Raw genomic sequence first — 14,949 nt, forward strand, 5'->3', positions numbered from 1 at the left:
ATGAAGCGCCGTCACTTCATCGCGGCTTCGATCCTTGTTGGTCTTTGCGCCTTCACGGGGCAGCAGGCCATGGCCGCCGACAAAGCCGACCCAGATAAGCTGCGCGTCGCGCTCCTTCCGGATGAGAATGCTGCAACGATCATCCAGAACGCGCAGCCCTTAAAGGCGTATCTGGAAAAGACGCTCAAAAAGGACGTAGAGATCATTGTTACTACAGATTATTCGTCGATGATCGAGGCCATGCGGTTTGGCCGTATCGAGGTCGCCTATTTCGGTCCGTTCTCTTACGTGCTCGCAAAGTCCAAGGCGCCGGAAATCGAGCCGTTCGCTGTTGGCGTTGAAAAGGGTAAGCCAAACTATCAATCGATCCTGATTGCAAACGTCGATGGCCCGGTGAAGACGCTCGCCGACATCAAAGGTCATCCTTTCGCTTTTGGTGATCAGGCTTCCACGTCGAGCCACCTCGCTCCGCGCGCCCTGCTCGCGAAGAACGGTCTTATTGGCGATACCGATTACAAACCGGTTCACTTGGGCAAGCATGACGCCGTTGCACGCGCTGTTGCCGCGGGCCAAGCCCCTGCCGGAGCATTGTCGGAGACGATTTATCGCGTGTTGGTCGAAACCAAGAAGATCGATCCTTCGAAACTACGCCAGCTTGCTCTGTCCGACCCGATACCGAACTATCCAATGACGCTGCAGGGTTATCTGAAACCTGAGCTGAAAGAAGAAATCAGAAAGGCTTTCATTGAACTTAAGGATCCGGAAATCCTTCAGCTCTTCCGTGTCGAGGCTTTGGCTCCGGCAAGCGACAAGGACTACGACGTGTTGCGCGACATGGCGAAAGTCCTCAGCCTCGATGTCGCCAAGCTGTAATGATCGATGTCAGTAACGCGCTCTTATGAGTCGATCCTGGCAGAGGAGCGCCGCTCCGCTTTACGCGGGGTGGGGCTCGTCGCAGCGGTCCTCGCCGCGTGTCTCGCCTCACTGGCGATCACCGGCTTTTTTGATGCCGAACGCTTTGCGGAAAGTGGGCCGGCGATCCTTCAACTTGCCTCCGAGATGATGCCTCCGGATTTCAGCCGATGGCAGTCTTGGGTGAAACCTTTATTCGACACCCTTGCGATGTCGATCGCAGGCACGGCTCTCGCCGTTGTCTTTTCGTTACCGCTCGCGATCCTCGCGGCGCCGAATACCAGTCCCCATTCTGTTGTTTTGTTCGTGGTGCGGACGTTGCTTGCGTTTTTGCGGTCCGTGCCGGAAATCATTCTGGGGGTGCTGTTCGTCGCGGCAGTGGGGTTCGGGGCACTTCCCGGCGTATTGGCGCTGGCTCTGCACTCAGTCGGCATGGTCGGGAAATTCTATGCGGAAGCCATTGAGCACGTCGACCCTAAGCCGCTGGAAGCGGCGCGGGCAGCCGGTGCGACGCCGATGCAAGTCATCCTACATGCGGTAATGCCCCAGGTTCTGCCGCAACTGACCGACGTCACGGTTTATCGCTGGGAGTACCATTTCCGTGCCTCCGCAGTTCTCGGCATTGTCGGTGCGGGTGGCATCGGATTCGAACTCATGGCAGCGCTTCGACTGCTGGCTTACGATCAGGTGTCGGCCATCTTGCTTTCAATTCTCGTCTGCGTGGTGATTGTCGACAGTATCGGCGCTTACCTACGTAAATCTCTCAAGTAACGGTGACCCGATGAATGAACTTCCGCTCGTCGTTCTGACGAATCGTACTTTCTCTGAAACACGCACAGCGTTTGATGGTGTTGCACGCCTTGTTGCGAACGGCCAGTCCGAGCCTTGGGCTTACGACGACGTTGTGGCGCGGTGCGAAGATGCTACCGGCGTCATGGCCTTTATGCCGGACTGTATTGATCGTGCGTTCCTTGATCGATGCCCAAAACTCAAGGTCATCGGTGCGGCATTGAAGGGGTTTGACAATATCGATGTCGCGGCGGCCAGCGAACGCGGCATCTGGGTGACTATCGTGCCAGATCTCCTGACTGAGCCGACTGCGGAGCTGGCGGTTGGACTGACGATCGCTCTCGGGCGACATGTCCGGTTCGGTGATGCGTCCATCCGCCAATCCGGGTTTCATGGCTGGCGGCCCGAGCACTATGGTACGGGGCTCAATGGCGCCACGGTCGGCATCATCGGATTTGGACGCGTTGGGCAAACCATTGCGCGCTGTCTGTCCGGTTTCGGGTGTCGCATCGTTGCGTTTGATGCGCATGGCGGCTTGGGGAGTGTGGCCGGGGTGGAAAGGCTCAATCTACCAGAGGTTCTTAGTCAGTCGGATGTTGTCATTCTTGGATTGCCTCTGACGAACGACACAATGGGCATGATTGGTGCGCATGCGATCCGTCAAATGAAACCAGGTGCTTTGCTGGTCAATCCGGCGCGCGGTTCGCTGGTTGATGAGGGTGCCGTGGCGGATGCGCTGGAGAGTGGGCATCTTGGCGGGTACGCGGCGGACGTCTTCGAATGCGAAGATTGGGCGCGTGCCGATAGGCCCCGTACAATTGATCCGAGGTTGACGGCGCCGCAGGCACGTACGGTGCTGACGCCCCATATCGGTTCAGCGGTAGATACGGTGCGTCGTGAAATCGAATTGTCTGCGGCCAGAAGTATAAAGGAAGCGCTCGCAGGCGTAGTTCCGAGTGGTGCCGTTAACAAGCCGCGTCTTTAAGCGGTTTAACCTCGCAAACAACGAAGAAGATGCTCAATCTGATTCATGCACGTACGTTCCTGACGGTCGTTGAGGTTCGTGGTGTCAGAGCGGCTGCACGCCAGCTCGATCTGGCACCCTCAACAGTCGCCGATCACATCCGGCAATTGGAAGAAGAACTGGCGACGCCGCTGATCGCGCGCGATCGCGGTGCGTTCGGCCTAACGCCACAAGGCGCGCGTTTGCTTCCTCTGGCGCGTGCGTTAGTGACGACGGCGGAGCGTTTGAGCATCCTCGTACATCAACCGTGGCTGCGCGTAGCTGCCGCGAGCAACATCGGCACATATATGCTGCAGCAACCCGTTGCAGCTTTCCAAAGAGAGACCGACATTGAAGTCGAAATGTGGATTGGCCGGAATATCGACGTTGCGGAGCGGATCCAAAGAGGTGAATCCGATCTCGCCGTGATGGAATGGTGGGAGCCGCGAAAGGGGTTTGTCGCTCAAACATGGTCGCGTGAACCGCTGGTTGTCATCGTCGGACCTGAGCATCGATGGGCAAGCCTCGAGGCGGTGAATGTCCAGGAGTTGGTGACGGAACCGCTTCTCGGGGGGGAATCAGGCACTGGGACCGGCCGGTTGCTGCAACAGCAGTTTGGGGCGTTGGCAGATCGCTTGAGGACGACCGAGGGCTTTGGAAGCACGGAAGCCGTGAAGCGGGCAGTTCGTGCGGGGCGCGGCGCATCAATCGTTCTTGAAGCAGCGGTGACCGATGAGGTGGCAAGCGGTCAACTCGTGATGCTGCCCTTGGAAGGGATTGAACTTGCAAAAGAGATAAAGGTTATTGTGCCTGATGCTTTGCCGTCGACGGCTCCGGCGATGAAATTTTTGGCAACATGCGTGAACTAAAATTTCAGTTCTTTGTTCAGTCAGCGCCTTTTGTGAAGCATATTTGCAACTGAAAATTATTGCCGCAGTCGGCCCCTATGCAGGTGGTCCCACTCGTTTCACCTAATTAGACCCTATAAGTTGGCGTATACATCGCCGAACTTGAATCCGGTAGATTGATGCCCAATTCCGCAACGTTGTGCGGAGTTGGGCGTTGGTGCAAGCGAAAGTGCCTACAGAAAGGCGTCAGCATGAGCACAAGTCCTGCCATTGCAACCGATAACCCTAGAGCAACGGGTCGCCGCTATTCTTCTGAGGAAATCCAAGCTCTTAAGGCGCGCGATAACGTTACGAACTTTCGTTATATCGCGGGTATTTACGCGGTAATTATCGGTACCGCTGTGATTACGATATGGGCGTATCAGTCGTATGCTGCTGGTGCGCTCGCGTTCGCTTGGTTGATACCGATCACGATTCTTGCGGTTCTTGCGATGGGCGCGTCTCAACATCAATTGGGGGGCGTTATTCACGAGGGGACGCACTACATCCTTTTTGCCGACCGGAAACTGAATGAGCTCGCTTCCGACTGGTTGGGCGGTTTTCCAATCTACACTTCAACGCAAGCCTATCGTTTGCATCATTTTGCACACCATCAGTTTGTGAACGATCCTGACCGCGATCCCATCGCGACGCAGGCAGCCGAGAGCGGACACTGGCTCGACTTTCCAGTCACCCACATGGAGCTCGCGAAGGGATTTTTTCGGCTCGTTTGGCCGGTTAACCTACTGAAATACATGGTCTCACGCGCCAAGCACAGCGCAATGCCGCAGGATAGCAATCCGTTTTCTGATGGTGACCACGTGGCGAGCCCGTTGGCGACTCAGATCGGCATACTCTTTGCCGTCGGAGTTCCGCTCGTAATGGTAGGCTTGGTTGCGTTTGGCTACTATGCTGCGGCCGCTATCTTTCTCGGCGTGACCTGGATTGCAATGGTGGCCTATTACGCATTTATCCCAGAGTCGCATTTTCCAAGAAGCCGGGTTCGGCCGGTCATCTCAGATCGCGCGACGATTATCGGACGCATGAGTTATTTGGCGGTTGTCTACGGAGCGTTGACACTGGCTGAGTATCTGACGGGCGCGCCCGCCTGGGGTTATTATGGGCTATTGTGGATTTTGCCGCTTTTCACGACGTTCCCCATATTCATGGTTCTCAGAGAGTGGGTTCAGCATGGCAATGCCGACCGGGGACGTTTGACCAATTCGCGTGTTTTTCTCGTCGATCCTATCAGCCGCTACGCGGTGTTCCCATTGGGTATGGATTACCATCTGCCGCATCACCTCTTCGCGTCGGTTCCGCACTACAAACTGAAGGATCTACACAGCCTCTTACTGCGTGATCCTGAGTATGCGGAGAAGGGAAGGATCGTGAAGGGTTGGACGGGTGTCAGTCGCGAAGGCAACCCGTCAATCGTCGAGGTTCTTGGGCCTGAATATGCCATTCATGGCGATGATATCTTTATCAATGAGAGTACGCTCGAGGATGCTGAGATAAAGGACGCTGCGCGCATCAAGGAGCACGTCGAGGCTTCTCAGCGTGGGCGGGTTTGGTAATTTTTCCGCCGGTTCGGAATGCTAAGGATGTTCCGAGAGTTCGCGTCAGTGATCTGTGATACGTACCGGCTCAACGAGTTTTTACCCCCGGGAACCGCAATTTGCATGTCGCTCCATTGACGTGGGTCACTACATTGATTTGCTGACAAATTTGCAGGTTGGTCTTATTAAATGGTGACGGAAGCTCCAAAGATGCGGTTGTTGGCCTTATGGAGTCTCGGTGGTATTCAAGCCGTCGACGCATAATCCCTCAAAGACGTGCGGCGAGTGGAACGTTTGTCGGTATCAATCATCACGTGTTTTGGTATTGGGGACGCGGTTATGGAGGTCGTGGGCGGGGTGCCCAAAAACGATGTGTTACATCTGGCACCCGGGACATTAGTTACTGAGGCTGACATCCATTCGCGGCAAAGGCCGATTCTCGATGCTTTGAATGCGGCGATCTACATCACTGATACGTCGGGGCGGATTACATATTTCAACGAGGCTGCGGTTCAGCTGTGGGGCCATAGGCCGGAGCATAACACAACGGGACTCGATGGGTTCTGGCAGCTTTTCTGGCCGGATGGGAGTCCACTGCCTTTCGTCGAATCGCCCATGGCACTGGCCTTGAAGCAGGGGCAGCCTGTACGGGGAATAGAGTTCATCGGTGAACGACCCGATGGTACGCGTGTACCGGTTCTGCCTTTTCCGACCCCGCTTTTCAGCGGTGAAGGAACGATCGTCGGCGCGGTCAATATGCTGGTCGATTTGAGTGACCGGCGCCAGATGGAGCAACGCCTCATCTCTATCGTTGAGTCTTCCGACGATGCGATCATAAGCAAGGATCTTGATGGTATTATCAGGAGCTGGAACAAAGGCGCCGAGCGAATATTTGGGTACACCTCAGAAGAGGTGATTGGAAAATCGATCACCATCCTAATCCCTGAAGATCGAGATAATGAAGAGCCCGAGATCATCGAGCGGATAAAGCGTGGCGAGCGCATCGATCACTACGAGACTGTTCGACGCCGCAGCGATGGATCACTCTTGGATATCTCGCTGACGATCTCTCCCATGACGGATGTCAGGGGGCGTATCATTGGAGCGTCCAAGATCGCTCGTGACATTTCCGATAGGAAGCGGGCGGAAGAGCAGCAGACGCTACTCCTTCGGGAAGCAATGCATCGTGTTAAGAATACACTTGCGACAGTTCAAGCACTCGCGACTCAATCTCTCCGGAATGTTCCGGAGAAAGACCGTGAGGTGTTCTTGGCACGTCTCCAGACTTTGGCGGCTGCCCATGACCTGCTCAACAATGGCGATTGGGATCGTGCGCCTCTGCACGCTGTGGTGGACCGTGCGCTGTCAGCCTTCGATACGACGCGATTTCGGGTCTCCGGGCCAGAGGTTTGGCTGACGGCTAGCAATTCGTTGACGCTTACGCTTGCGCTGCACGAAATGGCGACCAACGCTGCCAAGTATGGAGCGTTGTCCAACGGGACGGGGACCATAAGTCTAGATTGGAAGATGCTAGAACTGGATGACGGTTCGCGCGTGAATATGTTCTGGTGCGAGACGGGTGGGCCTCCGGCGTCCCCGCCGAGCAGCAAGGGGTTTGGTTCGCGCCTTATTGAATACACACTCAAGGAAGTTGAAGCCGAGTATGGGCCAGAAGGTTTCCGTTGCTCTTGGCAGACTGATTTATAGCGACTGCGTATCTTTTAAATGAAAATTTTTAGCCGATAGACGTACGGGTTCGTGGGACGGAACTGTATAGCAATGTTCGAATGAGCGCAGTTTTGCCACGCTTTTCAAAAAACGTAGCGAAGTGGCGGGATGTGATTTGCGTGCCTTCCTGCGTCCCGAGAATAATACGGCAGCTCGATTAATTTCAGCTGGCGGACATAATTTGCCGAAGCGCTGATTTGGATAACTAAGTTTAATTCTCGTGCCTTATGTTCGTGTTTGAAGTTTTATATTGGAAATAATCACAGTTATTTTTATTTTTCCGATCGTCTGATCGGAACGAATAATTTTTATTATAAACACATAGTATTTCGGTGACGCGGATGACTCTTCTCGTAACCGTGATTACGCCCACGACAGGATGCTCGCTTCTGGCGCGCGCCATGGCGAGTGTCGCAGCTCAAAGTTACAAGCCGATCCAGCATATGGTCGTTATCGATGGGGCGGAGTGTGGCGCGCCAGCGCGGTCGATTATAGCCGGCCGACCCGTTGATGTTATCGAGCTACCGTATGCGACGGGGCGAGATAAGTTCAATGGTCATAGGATTTACGGAGCCGGAACGTTTCTCTGTCGTGGTGACGTCGTATGTTTTCTAGACGAAGACAATTGGATGGATCGAGATCATATCGAAAGTCTTGTGAATGTTCTGATGAAAGGAAATGAATGGGCCTATTCTTTAAGGAAGATTGTTGATCAAGATGGGAATCTTGTTTGTTTTGATAACTGCGAGTCTCTTGGGAAGTGGCCCAGTGTATTGTCCGATCGAGACTACTTGGTTGATGTTAATTGTTTTATGTTGCCAAAGGTGCTTGCCCTGAAGCTGACGCCGCTGTGGTATCGGAAAGCGCGTACGCCCGGTGTATCGGAAGTCGACCGGGTGCTTACCAAGGTGTTGCGCGAGAAAACTCAGCGTTTCGACAGCAATTACCGATACTCTTTGAACTATTGCGCTGGGCGTACATCCACATCTGTGAGAGCGAGTTTCTTTCTGAAAGGCAATGCTGTTATGGAGCGGCGCTTTCCTATGGGGCTTCCGTGGAGTCCGCTGAGCAAAGCCACGCAGTGATTTGCGCCTCGCGGATCAGTTCAATGAAGAGAGATCAAGTGGGGACGGCGGTTCGCCATTCGCATGGCGCGATATGATCGCGGCATAGGCATGCTCGACGTGCTGAACGGTTCTTGGCGTATCAAAAAGCGCGCTTGTGTGACGTGAGCTTTGCAACTTCGATTTTAGCGTTCTGAGCGCTGAAGGATTGTGCGCGAGTTGCACTGCAGTGTTTTCGTAGGCAGCGATGTCGGCAGTTATTAATTCGGGTAGTTGGCACGCCGTGAGAAGGCTTGTGGCGACGCGGCCTGCGAAGGATGACCCTGTGCAGGTTAGGATCGGGATGCCCATCCAGAGAGCATCGCTCGCCGTCGTATGTGCATTGTAGGGCAGGGTGTCGAGCACTAGGTCAATGTGGGCGTGACGCGCCAGGTGATCCGGATTGGACGCACGCGGGGCGAAGACAATACGCTCCGGTTCGACGCCGCGAAGTACTGCTGCTTCGCGGAGGTTCTCTCGGCCTTCAGCCGCGCTATCGAGCAGCCACAGGATGCTGTTGGGGACGGCCTTGAGGATACGCATCCATACATCGAATATTTCCGGCGTGATTTTGAATGCGTTGTTGAAACACGAAAACACAAATGCGTTGTCTGGCAATCCGCATTCCGCGCGAGTTGGTGGCAGTTCGCTGACCTTTCGGTTTCGGTCGTTTGGCTGGTATGGCCCTGGCAGCCAGATCGGGTTTTCCGCAAAGTTATGAGCGTTTTCGCGCGGTATCACGATGGGGTCAGCGAGGACATAATCATAGCATGCACTCCCTGACGTGCCTGGCCAGCCGAGGTAGAGAACTTGGATCGGTGCAGGCCGCTTCGCAAAAATCTCCATGCGGTTGTGTTGGTTAAAGCCCTGTAGATCGATCGCGATGTCTAGCTCGAGCTGCTTCATGGCGTGTGCAATTTGTGGACTGGATAGGTTTGAGACATCCACAAACTTATCGAAAGCCGTCTCCATGCGTTGTCGCATCGGAGTCTTTTCGATGGGCCCATAGGATATTCCGACAACCTCAAACTTTTCGCGATCATGGAGTTCAATGAGTTCGCTAATGAGGTATGCCGTTGCGTGTTCGCGAAAGTCAGCGGAGACATAGGCAAGGCGGATCTTGCCGGTGTTTGCTCTTCGAGCGGATGTAGTTCGGGGAACCGTTGTCGAGGTGAGCGTGTGAGAAGCCGCGCGCGCCGCCTTAAAGCAAGCGGACGCATCCCCGCTGATTAGTGTGATCAGGTAGGGGCTAGGCGCACCGTTGTTCGTTTGCGAACGGCTCTCAGGTGGAGGGTGGTCTAATGCTGCGAGCAGCATTTCGGACTCTGTCTGGTAGTTTGTCCAGTCGCAGATTCTGAGCCGCGCAAGCATCAAGCCACTTCTGGCCGCAACATTTTCAGGCTGATGTTTCAGTATTGAAGAATACTGCTCAATCGCGGCAGGGAATTTCTTGTTGCGGTATAGCTGCTTAGCAAACTGGAGCCGGAATTCAATATCGGTGGGGGCCAGAGCGCAGGCGCGCTGAAAGGCCAGTTCGGCGTTCTCAAATTGGTAATCGCGCCGGAATGCGATCGCGAGGTTGAACAACATGCTGGCGTGTTTTGGCCAACGCTTGGCGGCACTTGTGAAGTGATCTATGGCTTCGGCGAGGCGGCCTGTTTCCAAGAGCACGAGACCCAGGGTCATTGCTGCTACGTCTAATTCGGGGTCCCTTTGGAGGCAGTCCTTGAGTATTAGCTCGGCTTCGTTGAAGCGCTGGAGCTTGTACAACATGGTCGCGTAGTTGAATTTCAAGCCCGCGTCGCTTGGGGTGGAGTTAATTGCGCGCTGCATGAGATCGAGGGCGGCGCTGGGATAGCCCTGTTCGAACCTGGTGATGGCTAAGTATCCCAGGACCTCTCCGTCATGGGGGGCGAGTTTAAGATACTTGACGTACGCGGCTTGCGCGCCGCGGAGATCGCCGCGGCGGTGAAGGCCTATAGCTTTGTCGCGCAGTTGGGCGACTTGCTGACGTGATTTCGGTTTTCGCATCGCATCTCCGCCGCGTGTCGCTGAGCCTCACCGGTGAGTGGCTGGGCTTCTGCGTGATGGTAGCGGAGGATAAGGTGCCTCTCTAGAGGGGCGAAGATAACCCACAGGTACTTGAGCGCAAATTCGCACGTGGAGGTATGCAGGCGCGAGTTCTTCACGCCTGCTGTGCCCCCAAGTTCTTGTGACGATTATCCTGAGATTGACTCAGCGGATCGTGCCGTCATTTGGCGGTTATGTGCGCGGCGGGAATTTTCGCGCCATCGAGTTTGTAAGACCAGGGCAGGCCCGCGTTCTTCCAACCGTTGATGGTTCGTCGACCCTCTTTTGACGCGTCGCCTTCGAACCCGTCGTAAACGCTATAGACGTTCGTGTAGCCAGCTGCGGCCAAGGCATTGACGGATTTTGCACTTCGGTCTCCGGAGCGGCACATGACGATAACCATGTCGGATTTGCTCAGGCCCTTTTGGCTGAGCGCCGCATCGACGTTGGCGACGAACGAGGTGTTGGGTGCAAGTTTAAATCTGTTTTTTGCTGCATCCCACGTCGCTGGATAGATCATCTCGACGAACGGAACGTGTGTATCAATTTCGCCGGTTGCGCCAACGAACATCAACTCCGCGCTGGTTCTCACGTCGACGAATAAGACTTTCGAGCGATTGCTTGTCACTTCGTCGAAAGCTTCTTTCGCGCTGAAGTACTTTTTAAGCACGGTCTGTTTTGAGGTTGGGACTTCAGCTGTTGCGTTTGCGTGCCCAGGGGCGGCGATCACAAAAGCAAGAAGTGTAAGGATGATGCCGATGCGGCGGGACATGGGGGTGGTCCTTTTCTGGCACGACTTTTCCGATTGAGTGGCTGGGATAGCCGAAATCTATAAGAGCCTTCCGATCATCGATCATGTCGATGCAATTGAGACACAGCAGATTCTGATTGAGGCCGGCTTGTGTTCAAAAAGTTGACTAAAAACGTATAGATATGCTCCATAAGGTTGATGATCAGCGTTCCGATGGATGAGTGCTTGGCATGTAACGCGCTGATCTTGAGAATTATTCTTCGATGGAGTGCGTTGCTATGACGACCGGCACCTGCCTTGATAATGAAGCGTTGAGTTCCAGTGGAAAAGCGAAAAAACCAATCTCACTCGCCTATCAGGGGCTCAAAGTTTCGACCGGTGTCGCTTCGCTTGTGACGCTGCCGAGTGCTTATTCGACCGCTCAGGCCCAGGACGCAACAGCTACGCCTCTTCCAGAACTTGTTGTTGAGGGGCAAGCCCCGAAAAAGAAGGCCGCTAAGCCAAAAAAGCCATCACCGGCACCTGTATATGAGCCGGCCGAGGTGATGCCTGCACCCGCGGTTACGAATGCTTCGGAAGGCGGCAATTCGACATTTGCGTTGACGCCAGCCAGTGGCAACACCTCGCAGGCCGGGACGGGTATTGGACGGTTGCCGGGTACGGTTCAAGATGTGCCCAAGATTGTGAATGTTGTGCCTCAGCAGATTTTGGAGCAGCAGGGTATTCAATCGCTTGAGCGTGCCCTTCAAAATGTACCGGGTGTCACTGTCGCGATTGGCGAAGGCGGTCCGCCCAACGGTGACCAGTTCCGTATTCGCGGTATTGAAGCGCGCGGCGACATCTACACCGACGGTTTGCGTGATTTCGGTATCTTCACGCGTGATGCCTTCAATTATGAATCCGTTCAGGTTTTGAAGGGGCCTTCATCTGGGACCTTCGGTCAGGGTACGGCCGGTGGCGCAATTAATACGCAGTCCAAGACGGCGCGGCTCGATACTTTCTCCAGTGGAGCAGTCTCGCTTGGCAGTGGCTCACTGAAGCGCACGACAGTTGATGGCAACTACCAGCTGAATGAGACCTCGGCTATTCGCATCAACGGTATGTTCCAGGATGACGAGAATCCCGATCGCGACCTGATCGAGTCCAACCGCTGGGGTGTGGCTGCGTCTCTTGGTCTGGGACTTGGCACGAATACCGAACTGGTCGTCAACTACTTCCACCAAAAGGAAGACCGCGTTCCTGACTACGGTATCCCAGGCGTGCTGCGACCGGGCTCAACGGTCGGACAGCCGCTTTCGGAATACGGTGTTCCGCGCTCAAACTTCTACGGGTTTGATACGGATACCGATAAGACTCAGGTTGATGCGCTGACCGCCAAGTTCAAGCACACCTTCAACCCGTTCTTCACGGTGTACAACGATACGCGCGTGACGGGGTATGATCGGACGTTCGCCGCAACTCAGGCGAACTGCCAACGGTCTGGCACTGTGCCAACGGCCTGTTCCGATAGTTTCTTCACGACCGGCGACTATAACGGCGTAACGCGTACCGGCCCGTCGCCTTACGAGCTGGATGGCTGGGCATTCCAGAACGTGACGTCGGCTGTCGCCAAGTTCAATACAGGCGTGTTCCGTCACGAGCTTGTTGCCGGTGTCGACTACGTTCGCGAAAGCAATGAGCGTCAGGGATATAGCTATTCGCCAGCCCGACCGGATGGCACGATCGTTGATCCTAGCCATGCCTCACCTTTCAGGTGGAAGCTCGGCACCAAGAGGGAGTCCGATAGCAGAAATCTCGGTCTGTTCGTGAGCGATCGTCTCTGGCTGACACCGCAGCTTTCCGTCGTCGGTGGCGTTCGTTGGGACGACTTCGAAGCCGAAACCAATAACGGCGGCACGATCACGAAAACAGATAATGAAATGACGAACCCGAATGCGAGCGTCATTTGGGAACCGGTGCCGAACCAGAACCTTTACTTCTCGTGGGCAAGAGCCCAGAGCCCGCAAGGGTCCTACATCACGGGCGAAAGGGTTTCGAGTTCTGTTCTGGAGCCAGAAGAAGCCGAGACGTTTGAGGTTGGTACGAAGCTGAACTTCCTAAATGGAAAGCTCGGGTTCACAGGTGCGATCTTTAAGGTGACGAAGGATAACGCCTACGGTATCGACCCGGATTCGGGTCTCATCAACGATAGTCGTGGTCGTGGCGAGAGTTATGAGATCCGCGGTGTGGAGCTTGGTGTTACGGGGCGGGTACTGCCTGACGTGACGATTTTCGGTGGCTACACTTACCTGGATACACAAATTGTCGACAACGGACAGGGAGAGCCCAATGTCGGCAATCAGATGTGGCTCGTTCCCGAACATGCAGCATCACTTTGGGCGACTTACGATGCATCCGATTGGCTGCTGCGTCCTGCTGGTCTGACCGGTGAGTGGTTGTGGGGTGCCGGCGTTCGCTATCAGAGTGAGATCTTCCTGAACTCCGACAACAGTCTGAAGGTGCCGTCGAGCTTCACTTTCGATGCGATGACGTCTTACGAGTTCAACAACTACAAGATCACGCTCAATGGCTACAACCTTACGGACGAGCTGAACTACGACCAGCTCTGGACAAGTCGTGCTGTTCCGTCAAAGGGGCGCACCTTCACTGTCACCGGTGCGGTGAAATTCTAAGACATCCTTGCGTTGGCAATCTTGTTGGCGGGTCGGCCTCGTGCTGCCTGCCAACACTCACGGTTACATCAATGTCGATACCTAGCACTTTTGCCATCTCGGCTTACGACTTGCCGCTGGATGCGCAGCAGCAATTGCGACTTTCGCCAGGCTACCTAGCGCAATGGGCGCGTTCGGAAGCGTGTGGCGGAAGTTCCGCGGCTCAACTGATCCTGGGTCATCTCTTGCTCAATGGGCATGGTGTGACTGCGGATCACGCCGCGGCCTATCGCGCGTTTCTCGACGCGGCACGCGATGACTCTGCGGACGCGATGAACATGGTCGGGCGTTGCTACGAACGTGGTTGGGGCGTTCCCGTAGATTTTGCCGAGGCCGCGACGTGGTATCGCCGCGCCGCTGATCGCTCCCATACCTGGGCCCAGTTCAACCTTGGAAGCTTGCTCCTTCACGGGCAGGGCGTGTCCGCCGACTTACAGCACGCCCTTGCGTTGTTCGTGCGTTCGGCGCGCGGCGGCAACGCAAAGGCCATGAACATGCTTGGGCGTTATCGCGAGGAAGGATGGGTCGGCCGCGTCAAGTTGAATTCGGCGCGTCGTTGGTATTGGCGTGCTGCGATCAGGGGGTGTTATCGCGGGCAGTTCCACTTTGGCCGATTTCTCTCGGACGAAGGGCAAGTCGCAAAAGCTACATCCTGGTTCCAGGCTTCGCTCGAAAGCGCACCTCGGGAGTTCTCAATCGAAATCGCGCCCTATTTAGCTCGTCATGCCGACCCGCGTATTCGCTCGGTTGGTCTCGCGGCGATGGAGCGACTTAAGACAGCGCCACGGGAGCGGGCCGCCGAATGAAACAGTTACGTGAATTTCTGCACATCGGCGATCGCCCATTCTGGTTGCGTCACCTGCATCGCTGGCACTGGATCAGCGCGGCAATTTCCTTGGTGGGGATGATGCTGTTCGCCATCACGGGAATTACCTTGAACCATGCCCGGCAGATTGAGGCGGGTCCGCAGGTCACATCGCGGGAGGGGACGCTTCCGCCTGCCCTTCTTAAAGAGCTTGCCACGAAGGAAGGCGAGAAAGAGCGACCCCTCCCGGACTCGGTCCAGGATTGGCTCAGTCGAGAGCTGTCGATTAGCGTCGGTGAACGTGCTGCCGAGTGGTCGGAACAGGAGGTGTATGTCTCCCTGCCACGTCCGGGCGGAGATGCCTGGCTGACGATTGATCGCGCTCAGGGCGCCGTTCTTTACGAGGTCACCAACCGGGGTTGGATCTCGTACCTTAATGACCTTCACAAAGGCCGGAATGCAGGGCTCGTCTGGTCCCTCTTTATCGACGCGTTTGCAGCGGCCTGTCTGATCTTCTGTTTCACCGGTTTGTTCCTTCTGCAAATGCACGCTGTGCGACGTCCGTCGACGTGGCCGATGGTTGGCGTTGGCATCGCAGTTCCGGTGGCAATCCTTCTTCTGTTTGTTCACTGAA

At 55.3% G+C, this 14,949-nt stretch carries 12 protein-coding genes; 10 read left to right on the forward strand and 2 right to left on the reverse strand.

The window, feature by feature from the left end:
• From phnD to K5845_RS13790, 7 genes are all read left to right on the forward strand, one after another.
• Positions 1-873, forward strand: a complete 873-nt coding sequence (phnD, locus tag K5845_RS13760; protein WP_046476999.1) for a phosphate/phosphite/phosphonate ABC transporter substrate-binding protein — start codon at positions 1-3, stop codon at positions 871-873.
• A gap of 6 nt (positions 874-879) precedes the next feature.
• Positions 880-1,683, forward strand: coding sequence for a phosphonate ABC transporter, permease protein PhnE (gene phnE / locus K5845_RS13765; protein WP_046476997.1), 804 nt, complete (start codon positions 880-882; stop codon positions 1,681-1,683).
• Positions 1,684-1,693: 10 nt separating this feature from the next.
• Positions 1,694-2,686 (forward strand): NAD(P)-dependent oxidoreductase, encoded by a 993-nt coding sequence (locus tag K5845_RS13770; RefSeq protein WP_287959243.1) that lies wholly within the window; start codon positions 1,694-1,696, stop codon positions 2,684-2,686.
• A 29-nt stretch (positions 2,687-2,715) separates the two neighbouring features.
• Positions 2,716-3,573: a LysR family transcriptional regulator gene (locus K5845_RS13775; protein ID WP_287959244.1), complete on the forward strand. Its 858-nt coding sequence runs from the start codon at positions 2,716-2,718 to the stop codon at positions 3,571-3,573.
• A gap of 230 nt (positions 3,574-3,803) precedes the next feature.
• On the forward strand, positions 3,804-5,165 hold the full coding sequence (locus K5845_RS13780) for a fatty acid desaturase family protein (protein ID WP_046476993.1): 1,362 nt from the start codon (positions 3,804-3,806) through the stop codon (positions 5,163-5,165).
• A 339-nt stretch (positions 5,166-5,504) separates the two neighbouring features.
• The gene (locus K5845_RS13785) at positions 5,505-6,854 is read left to right on the forward strand and encodes a sensor histidine kinase (protein WP_287959245.1); all 1,350 of its coding nucleotides are present in this window, start codon (positions 5,505-5,507) and stop codon (positions 6,852-6,854) included.
• 362 nt (positions 6,855-7,216) lie between these two features.
• Positions 7,217-7,960, forward strand: a complete 744-nt coding sequence (locus K5845_RS13790) for a glycosyltransferase family A protein (RefSeq protein WP_052743698.1) — start codon at positions 7,217-7,219, stop codon at positions 7,958-7,960.
• 15 nt (positions 7,961-7,975) lie between these two features.
• Here K5845_RS13790 and K5845_RS13795 read toward each other — a convergent pair whose 3' ends face one another.
• Together K5845_RS13795 and K5845_RS13800 are read right to left on the reverse strand one after the other, a co-directional pair.
• Positions 7,976-10,009: an O-linked N-acetylglucosamine transferase, SPINDLY family protein gene (locus K5845_RS13795; protein WP_287959246.1), complete on the reverse strand. Its 2,034-nt coding sequence runs from the start codon at positions 10,007-10,009 to the stop codon at positions 7,976-7,978.
• A 220-nt stretch (positions 10,010-10,229) separates the two neighbouring features.
• Positions 10,230-10,820 (reverse strand): rhodanese-like domain-containing protein, encoded by a 591-nt coding sequence (locus tag K5845_RS13800; protein WP_046476991.1) that lies wholly within the window; start codon positions 10,818-10,820, stop codon positions 10,230-10,232.
• Positions 10,821-11,077: 257 nt separating this feature from the next.
• Here K5845_RS13800 and K5845_RS13805 point away from each other — a divergent pair, with 257 nt between their 5' ends.
• From K5845_RS13805 to K5845_RS13815, 3 genes are all read left to right on the forward strand, one after another.
• Entirely contained in the window at positions 11,078-13,471 is a 2,394-nt protein-coding gene (locus tag K5845_RS13805) for a TonB-dependent receptor (protein ID WP_287959247.1), read from the forward strand.
• Positions 13,472-13,542: 71 nt separating this feature from the next.
• Positions 13,543-14,316, forward strand: a complete 774-nt coding sequence (locus tag K5845_RS13810; protein WP_090227183.1) for a tetratricopeptide repeat protein — start codon at positions 13,543-13,545, stop codon at positions 14,314-14,316.
• Entirely contained in the window at positions 14,313-14,948 is a 636-nt protein-coding gene (locus K5845_RS13815; RefSeq protein ID WP_287959248.1) for a PepSY-associated TM helix domain-containing protein, read from the forward strand. The genes K5845_RS13810 and K5845_RS13815 overlap by 4 nt, the downstream gene beginning before the upstream one ends.
• The last annotated feature ends 1 nt before the right edge of the window (position 14,949 follow it).

Origin of the sequence: Filomicrobium sp. (assembly GCF_025698805.1) — a bacterium.
Lineage (GTDB): Bacteria > Pseudomonadota > Alphaproteobacteria > Rhizobiales > Hyphomicrobiaceae > Filomicrobium > Filomicrobium insigne.

Bases quoted from the DNA above. Each gene is read 5' to 3' on its own strand.
- phnD (WP_046476999.1), top strand. From the start codon at position 1: ATGAAGCGCCGTCACTTCATCGCGGCTTCGATCCTTGTTGGTCTTTGC.
- phnE (WP_046476997.1), top strand. From the start codon at position 880: ATGTCAGTAACGCGCTCTTATGAGTCGATCCTGGCAGAGGAGCGCCGC.
- K5845_RS13770 (WP_287959243.1), top strand. From the start codon at position 1,694: ATGAATGAACTTCCGCTCGTCGTTCTGACGAATCGTACTTTCTCTGAA.
- K5845_RS13775 (WP_287959244.1), top strand. From the start codon at position 2,716: ATGCTCAATCTGATTCATGCACGTACGTTCCTGACGGTCGTTGAGGTT.
- K5845_RS13780 (WP_046476993.1), top strand. From the start codon at position 3,804: ATGAGCACAAGTCCTGCCATTGCAACCGATAACCCTAGAGCAACGGGT.
- K5845_RS13790 (WP_052743698.1), top strand. From the start codon at position 7,217: ATGACTCTTCTCGTAACCGTGATTACGCCCACGACAGGATGCTCGCTT.
- K5845_RS13795 (WP_287959246.1), bottom strand. From the start codon at position 10,009: ATGCGAAAACCGAAATCACGTCAGCAAGTCGCCCAACTGCGCGACAAA.
- K5845_RS13800 (WP_046476991.1), bottom strand. From the start codon at position 10,820: ATGTCCCGCCGCATCGGCATCATCCTTACACTTCTTGCTTTTGTGATC.
- K5845_RS13805 (WP_287959247.1), top strand. From the start codon at position 11,078: ATGACGACCGGCACCTGCCTTGATAATGAAGCGTTGAGTTCCAGTGGA.
- K5845_RS13810 (WP_090227183.1), top strand. From the start codon at position 13,543: ATGTCGATACCTAGCACTTTTGCCATCTCGGCTTACGACTTGCCGCTG.
- K5845_RS13815 (WP_287959248.1), top strand. From the start codon at position 14,313: ATGAAACAGTTACGTGAATTTCTGCACATCGGCGATCGCCCATTCTGG.